This window comes from Sandaracinobacteroides sp. (assembly GCF_057137845.1).
On record NZ_DBNHFX010000144.1, the window covers coordinates 1 to 6,762 of the forward strand.

At 66.2% G+C, this 6,762-nt stretch carries 9 protein-coding genes; 3 read left to right on the forward strand and 6 right to left on the reverse strand.

The genetic code is table 11. The annotated features are described in order from the left end of the window. The 4 genes from AC16JP_RS08375 to AC16JP_RS08390 all read right to left on the reverse strand — a co-directional run. A partial coding sequence (locus AC16JP_RS08375; RefSeq protein WP_484340161.1) for a TauD/TfdA dioxygenase family protein occupies positions 1–254 on the reverse strand: 254 nt, incomplete at its 3' end. Positions 255–311: 57 nt separating this feature from the next. Next, positions 312–2,219 carry a ferrous iron transporter B gene (gene feoB / locus AC16JP_RS08380; protein ID WP_484340162.1) on the reverse strand — a complete coding sequence of 636 codons (1,908 nt, stop codon included), beginning with the start codon at positions 2,217–2,219 and terminating at the stop codon, positions 312–314. Then, a complete protein-coding gene (locus tag AC16JP_RS08385; protein WP_484340163.1) occupies positions 2,216–2,491 on the reverse strand; it encodes a FeoA family protein in 276 nt (91 codons plus the stop codon). Before AC16JP_RS08385 ends, feoB begins: the two co-directional genes overlap by 4 nt. A gap of 77 nt (positions 2,492–2,568) precedes the next feature. Beyond that, positions 2,569–3,237: a COQ9 family protein gene (locus tag AC16JP_RS08390; RefSeq protein ID WP_484340164.1), complete on the reverse strand. Its 669-nt coding sequence runs from the start codon at positions 3,235–3,237 to the stop codon at positions 2,569–2,571. Positions 3,238–3,455: 218 nt separating this feature from the next. Here AC16JP_RS08390 and rpsU point away from each other — a divergent pair, with 218 nt between their 5' ends. The 3 genes from rpsU (at position 3,456) to AC16JP_RS08405 (ending at position 4,668) form a co-directional block, all read left to right on the forward strand. Next, positions 3,456–3,662, forward strand: a complete 207-nt coding sequence (gene rpsU / locus AC16JP_RS08395; RefSeq protein WP_237831926.1) for a 30S ribosomal protein S21 — start codon at positions 3,456–3,458, stop codon at positions 3,660–3,662. A 7-nt stretch (positions 3,663–3,669) separates the two neighbouring features. Continuing rightward, positions 3,670–4,176 (forward strand): FKBP-type peptidyl-prolyl cis-trans isomerase, encoded by a 507-nt coding sequence (locus AC16JP_RS08400; RefSeq protein ID WP_484340165.1) that lies wholly within the window; start codon positions 3,670–3,672, stop codon positions 4,174–4,176. Positions 4,177–4,293: 117 nt separating this feature from the next. Continuing rightward, the gene (locus tag AC16JP_RS08405) at positions 4,294–4,668 is read left to right on the forward strand and encodes a DUF805 domain-containing protein (RefSeq protein WP_484340166.1); all 375 of its coding nucleotides are present in this window, start codon (positions 4,294–4,296) and stop codon (positions 4,666–4,668) included. Between the two features lie 5 nt (positions 4,669–4,673). Here AC16JP_RS08405 and AC16JP_RS08410 read toward each other — a convergent pair whose 3' ends face one another. Further along, positions 4,674–6,158 (reverse strand): replicative DNA helicase, encoded by a 1,485-nt coding sequence (locus tag AC16JP_RS08410; protein ID WP_484340167.1) that lies wholly within the window; start codon positions 6,156–6,158, stop codon positions 4,674–4,676. Positions 6,159–6,276: 118 nt separating this feature from the next. After that, positions 6,277–6,762 (reverse strand): hypothetical protein (locus tag AC16JP_RS08415; RefSeq protein ID WP_484340168.1); only part of this gene is annotated, 486 nt, incomplete at its 5' end.

Below are 6,762 nucleotides of genomic sequence, written 5' to 3' on the forward strand. Positions count from 1 at the left end.
GCCCCGCGCTCGACGGCGATGATGTGGCGGCGGCCGGGGATCGGCGCAATGAACGGGTCTTCGCCGAACCTGCCGAAATGCTGGGTGAAGCGTTCCAGATCGTCGTCGTCGAGGTCCTGGCCGGGGAAGACAAGAACGTGATGCTGAAGCCAGGCTTCGCGTATGTCATCGATCGTGCCCGATGAAAGCGGGCGCTTCAGGTTCAGCCCGGTTACGAATGCCCCACAAGCCTGCCCGCTGGTTTCGATACGCATCAATGTCCCTCCGAGGCGACAGGCTTCATGGAAAGCCGCGCCGCGTCAAGGCTATTGTCAGCCAGCGCCAAGCAGCCAGCGCGCAGTCCAATAGGTGATGCCGGCGCCGACATAGGCCATCACGAACAGATAGGCGAACATGAACGACGGCCATTTCCAGCCGCCGGTTTCGCGCCGCACGACGGCAAGCGTCGACATGCACTGCGGTGCGAACACGAACCACACGAGGAAGGCCAGCGCCGTCGGCAGCGGCCAGCTTCCGCGCAACTGGTCGACAAGACCGGTCGCGTCCTCGTCGGTTGCATCCAGCGAGTAGATGGTGGCAAGCGCGGCCACCGCAACTTCACGCGCGGCCATCGCCGGCAACAGCGACATGGCGATTTCATGGTTGAAGCCGATCGGCCGGAAGATCGGCTCGATCGCGTGGCCGATCTTGCCGGCGATCGAATATTCGACGGCGGGGCGGTCGGCGTCGGCGGGCGGCTGCGGATAGCTGGCCAGCGCCCACAGCAGCACGGTCGCGCCAAGGATGATGGTGCCCGCGCGCTTCAGGAACGCGCCCGCGCGCAGCCACAGGCCCAGCAGCAGGTTCCGCAGCGACGGCAACTGGTAGGCGGGCATTTCCATCAGGAAGGTGGGCTTCGGCCCGCGTGTCACGGTGCGCCTGAGGAACAGCGCCGCAACCATCGCCCCCAGCACGCCCGCCATATAGAGCGCCAGCAGCACCAGCCCCTGCAGGCCGATCGGCCCCCACACCCGCTCGGCGGGAATGAAGGCGGCGATGATGACGGCATAGACCGGCAGCCGCGCCGAACAGGTCATCAGCGGGGCGATCAGGATGGTGGTCAGCCGGTCGCGCGCGTCGGGGATGGTGCGCGCCGCCATGATGCCGGGAATGGCACAGGCAAACGACGACAGCAGCGGAATGAACGCCGATCCGTTCAGCCCGATCGACGCCATCAGCCGGTCCATCAGGAAGGCTGCCCGGACCATATAGCCCGAGCCTTCCAGAATCAGGATGAAGGTGAACAGGATCAGGATCTGCGGCAGGAACACGATCACTGCGCCGACACCGGCCAGAATGCCGTCGTTCAGGAACGATCGCACGAAGCCTTCGGGCAGGATCGACGTTACCTGCGCCTGCAGGAACGCGATCGACGCCTCGATCCAGCCCATCGGCGCCTCGGCCCACGAGAACACCGCCTGGAACATCAGGAACAGGATGGTGGCAAGGATGATCGGGCCTGCGACCGGGTGCAGCAGCACCGCGTCGATCGTGCGCGTCGCGCGGCGGCGCTCGCCTTCGGACAGGGTGACGGCCGACGCGATCCGGCGGGCGTCGCGGCCCAGATTGCGCGGGCTGGCAGGGGTGAATTCGGCAAGCGGCGCCGGTTCGTGGCCCAGACGCTCCTCGACGCAGGCCATCAGCGATTGCAGCCCGCGCTTGCGGACGGCAACCGTCTCGACGACGGGAATGCCCAGTTGCCGGCCCAGTTCGGCCGCATCGAGCACAAGCCCGTCGCGCGTCGCCATGTCCATGCGGTTCAGCGCCATGACCGCCGGGATGCCCAGCCGCAGCACGTCGAGGGCAAAGCGCAGATGCGCCGACAGGTTGGTGGCGTCGGTGACGATCAGCAGCACGTCGGGGCGGCGGTCGCCCGCCTGCTTGCCCAGCAGCGTATCGCGCGTGACCGCTTCATCGAGCGAGCGCGGCACCAGGCCATAGGCGCCGGGCAGGTCGATCAGTTGGGCCGGGGCGCCCGACGGCAGATCGACGACAGCCGTCTTGCGCTCGACGGTGACGCCGGGATAGTTGCCGACTTTCTGTCGCGCACCGGTCAGTGCGTTGAAAAGGCTGGTTTTCCCAGCGTTCGGATGACCGACGACGGCAATCAGCGGCAGCCGCGACGCATGGGCATCGGCGGTTCCGGCGCCCGGCGCCTTCAGGTCGACGGCTTCGGTCATCCGCCCGATTCCTCCAGCAGGATGCAGGCAGCAAGCGCCGTCCGCAAGGCAACCATCGTGCCATCTACCCGCACTGCGATCGGATCGCCCAGCGGCGCCAGATGCAGCGTTTCCACTTCGGCGCCTTCATCGAAGCCCATTTCCACCAGCCGGTCGGCCATGCCGTTCGCCGCGGGCGTGAAACCGGCGACACGCGCGCGGCTTCCGGTCGCCAGCCGATCGAGCGTGAAGGTTGCAGATGCCTTGGGCGGCAGAGGGGGTTGGACGTTCACCTGCGACCGATTATCATTATCCGTGCCAATTGCAAGCGCGACACGGCGCCGCCCGCAGGCTTTGGCGCAGGCCGGATTCAGGTGGCCGGGTAACGCAACCGGCCGAGGAAGCGGACAAGGCTTGGCCGTTCGTCGTCTGGCGGTGCGGCAAACCGCGCCTTCGCCTTGCCGAACTGCATGACGTTTTCGATCCGCCGGTCGAGAAAGGCGCGGGTGTCGGCCTGTCCGTCACTGTCGTCGTTCAGCCAGTATAGCAGCGTCGATGTATAGACGGCGGCGGCCAGGGCACGCTTCGAATAATGGTTGAAGTCGGTCGCGGTGTCGCCGGCGGCGCGCCAGATGCAGTCGGCGGTGCGCCATGCCAGTTTTGCTGCGCGCGGCGCATTCAGCGGCAAGGCCAGCACCGTCGTTGCCCGGCGCACTGCCTCGCGGTGCGGCAACGCCCATTCGAGCCTTCCCCGGATGGCGGCCGTCACCTTGTCGCGCACTTTCAGCGCATGGAAGGCGGGGGTGTCGGCTGCTTGCAGCATCCGCTCGTCGGCCAGCCGGGTATAGGCATCGACCATCTGGAACGCGCCGCCGGGGAAGGCGATACCGGCGATTGCCGGATCCAGCCCGAGGTCGCGCAGGCCGGCTTCGGCTGCGGCACGGCTCCAGCCGTCGAAGGGGGCATGGGCCAGCATGGCCTCGATCAGGTGCGGGCGGAGCTCGTCGAGCGTTAGATCCGCGAGTCGGACTTCGGTCATGCAAGGCTGTTTAGGCATTTGCGCCGCCTTCGCAAAGTCGGCACCTTGCCGCTGCCCGGCGCCTTTGCTATGGCCGCGCCGACGACGCCGGCATTCCGGCGGCGAACCCGATTCTTTTCCGACTGTGACAGTGATTGTCATGCTTGGCAAAGGCTTGGGAACGCTGGCGAATGTCGGTCGGGTTGCTTGAATTCATCCGGGAAGGTGCTGATCCTTTTATGCAGATCATCGTTCGCGACAATAATGTCGACCAGGCGCTGCGGGCGCTCAAGAAGAAGCTCCAGCGTGAAGGCGTCTATCGCGAAATGAAGCTGCGCCGCCATTACGAGAAGCCGTCGGAAAAGCGCGCCCGCGAAAAGGCTGCCGCCGTCCGCCGCGCCCGCAAGCTGGACCGCAAGCGCGCCGAGCGCGACGGTCAGCGCTGATCCCCGCATGGCGGACGGGAACAGCGCCGGCTTCGGCTTTGGCAAGTGGATCGTCGCCGGTTTCGTACTGGTGACAGGCGCAGTCGCGCTGGCGGTTGCAGGAACGCAGCCGCTGAACGCCCCCGTACGGGAAGCGCAGGCTTTCCTCGACGCCAACGCAAGGAAGCCCGGCGTGAAAACCACCGAGAGCGGCCTGCAGGTCGAAATGCTTGCCGAAGGCGAAGGCCCGCACCCGACGGCGCAGGACACCGTCCTCGTCCACTATGAGGGGCGGCTGGCTGACGGCACCGTGTTCGATTCCAGCATCCAGCGCGGCCAGCCTGCGGTGTTCGGTGTCTCGGACGTGATCCCCGGCTGGACCGAGGGGCTGCAACTGATGCGGCCCGGCGGCAAGGCCCGCTTCACCATTCCTCCGCAGCTTGGCTATGGCGCCCGTGGCGCCGGTGGCGTGATCCCGCCGAACGCAGTGTTGCAGTTCGACGTGATGCTGCTGGATATCGCCCCGCGCCAGTAGCGCGACGGCAGACGGAATACCCCGATTGACGGCGGCCGGGTGCGCAGGCACCTTTGGGCGCCGTTTCGTATGCACGAAACGCAGCAAATACGACCTGTTGGGGGGGGGAGATCGGCCATGGGTTTCGGGGAAGCAGTAGCTGCCTGTCTTTCGAAGTTTGCAACCTTTGCCGGGCGCGCGTCGCGGCCTGAATATTGGTGGTTCTATCTGTTCGCCGTGCTGGTGATGATCGCCGCCGGCGTGGTTGACCTCTATGTGCTTGGATACAACCCCGATAATCCGATGGCTGTGCCGGTCGTATCAACGATTGCCGTGTTTCTGCTGCTGCTGCCGTCGCTTTCGGTCACCGTCCGCCGCCTGCACGACACCGACCGCAGCGGCTGGTGGTGGTTCATCGGCCTGGTTCCCGTCGTGGGGACGCTGATCCTGCTGGTGTTCTGTGTGTTGCCGGGAACCGACGGCGACAACCGTTACGGCCCGAAGCCACTGTAGGGCGGTCAGTCGTAGGTCGGCACCCAGTCGCCCTCGGCCGGATCGGAAAAGCGGGTGAACTCGCGGTGGAACATCAACGGCACGGTGCCGGTCGCGCCGTGTCGCTGTTTCGCCACGATCACCTCGGCGCGGCCGCGCAGCCGGTCGGCCTTTTCCAGCCACGATTGAAACTTCTCGCTGCCGTCCTCGGGCTTGCGGCCTTCGTGGTAATATTCCTCGCGGAACACGAACAGCACGATGTCGGCGTCCTGTTCGATGGTGCCGGATTCCCGCAGGTCCGACAGTTGCGGGCGTTTGTCCTCGCGGTTTTCCACCTGCCGTGAAAGCTGCGACAGTGCGATCACCGGAATGTCCAGTTCCTTCGCCAGCGTCTTCAGGCCGCGCGTCACCTCGGAAATTTCCTGCACCCGGTTCTCCGATGCGTTGCGCGCCGTCCCCTGCAGCAGTTGCAGATAGTCGACGACGATCAGGCCGATCTTTTTCTGCCGCTTCAGCCGCCGCGCCCTTGTGCGCAGCGCTGCGATCGAAAGCGCCGGCGTATCGTCGATATAAAGGGGCAGGTCGTGCAGGTTCTCGGCGGCACGGGCCAGTTCATTGAATTCCGACTGGTTGATCTTGCCCATCCGCAGATGTTCAGAGCTGATCTGCGACTGTTCGGCCAGAATGCGGTTGGCCAACTGGTCCGACGACATTTCCAGACTGAAAAAGGCAACCGGTGCGCCCGACGACGGGGTGATGCCGTCGCGCTGGTCCTGCTTCAGCCGATAGGCGGTGGCAAAGGCGATGTTGGTTGCAAGCGCGGTTTTCCCCATCGCCGGGCGGCCGGCCAGGATCAGCAGATCGGAATTGTGCAGGCCGCCGATCTTGCCGTTCAATCCCACAAGGCCGGTCGTCAGGCCGGAAAGATGGCCGCCTGATTTCATCGCCTTCGCCGCCATCTCGACGGCGCGGCGCGCGGCGCCCGCGAATTCAACCGAGGCGCCCGAAACGTCGCCGGATTCGGCCACCCGGTACAGCGCTTCCTCGGCGGCTTCGATCTGCTTCATCGGCGCGACTTCGCGGCTGGTGTCGGTGGCGGAATGGACCATGTCGGCCCCCACCATCACCAACGCCCGCAGCAGCGCCAGATCATAGATCTGCTGCGCGCAGTCGCGGGCGGCGATCACGACCGAGGGGTCTTCGGTCAGGCGCAGCAGATAGCTTGCGCCGCCAAGTTCCGTGATCGCGGCGTCGGCTTCGAACAGCGGGCGCAGGGTGATCGGGTTGGCGACCATGTTCAAGTCGGCCAGCCGGCGGATCTGGGCGAAGATACGCCCGTGCAGCGGTTCGTGGAAATGCTCGTCGCGGAGCTGGAGGTTCACTTCTTCCAGCAGCCGGTTTTCCAGCATCAATGCGCCCAGCAGCGCCTTTTCGGCGTCGATGTTGAACGGAATGCGCTGCCCTTCGACGGGTGCGGAATCAACGATGGAAAGGTTGGCGCTGTTTGGCATGGGCCGGTCCTATTGCGGCAAATCCGCCGCCCCCGCAAACGCCCCTGCCTGTGGATAGCGGGGACAAGCGCCAGAACGTGCCCGCCCGGCGACAGCAGGTGCCGCCGGGCGCCAGGCATCAGAACCCGGCGCGCCAGGTAAAGGCCGCGCCGCGATCGCGCCTGCCCGCCATGTTGCCGGCATCGTTGCGCTGATAGGCCGCGACCGACAGCCGGCCGAGGCTGTAGCCAAGCTCGGCCGCCGTTTCGCGTGCGTTGGCACGGGCGGCAAGCGGGGTGCCGTTGGCCAGCAGGAACTGCCCTCCCGTCACCACAACCGGCCCGGCAAACCGCAGCGAAAGCACGCCCGGCCCAACCGGCGCGGTGCCTGCAACCGACCAGCTTTGCGTGCGCAGGCGGCCGCCCGATTTCAGCAGCATGTTGTCGGCAAGGCGCGGTTCAGTCCAGCCGGTGGTTGCCGCCAGACGCAGCGTATAGCCGCCCGTTTCAAACCCGGCAGCGCCGCCGATCGCCAGCGTCTGCCCGCCCAGCAGCCCGAAGGCAGGCGCCAGCCGGGTGCCAAGCAGGGCGCCGTCGTCGTTGCTGCTGGTCGCGTGCAGCGCCAG

Excerpts from the sequence above, each read along its gene's own strand:
- feoB (WP_484340162.1), bottom strand. The coding sequence starts at position 2,219 with ATGACCGAAGCCGTCGACCTGAAGGCGCCGGGCGCCGGAACCGCCGAT.
- AC16JP_RS08390 (WP_484340164.1), bottom strand. The coding sequence starts at position 3,237 with ATGACCGAAGTCCGACTCGCGGATCTAACGCTCGACGAGCTCCGCCCG.
- rpsU (WP_237831926.1), top strand. The coding sequence starts at position 3,456 with ATGCAGATCATCGTTCGCGACAATAATGTCGACCAGGCGCTGCGGGCG.
- AC16JP_RS08400 (WP_484340165.1), top strand. The coding sequence starts at position 3,670 with ATGGCGGACGGGAACAGCGCCGGCTTCGGCTTTGGCAAGTGGATCGTC.
- AC16JP_RS08405 (WP_484340166.1), top strand. The coding sequence starts at position 4,294 with ATGGGTTTCGGGGAAGCAGTAGCTGCCTGTCTTTCGAAGTTTGCAACC.
- AC16JP_RS08410 (WP_484340167.1), bottom strand. The coding sequence starts at position 6,158 with ATGCCAAACAGCGCCAACCTTTCCATCGTTGATTCCGCACCCGTCGAA.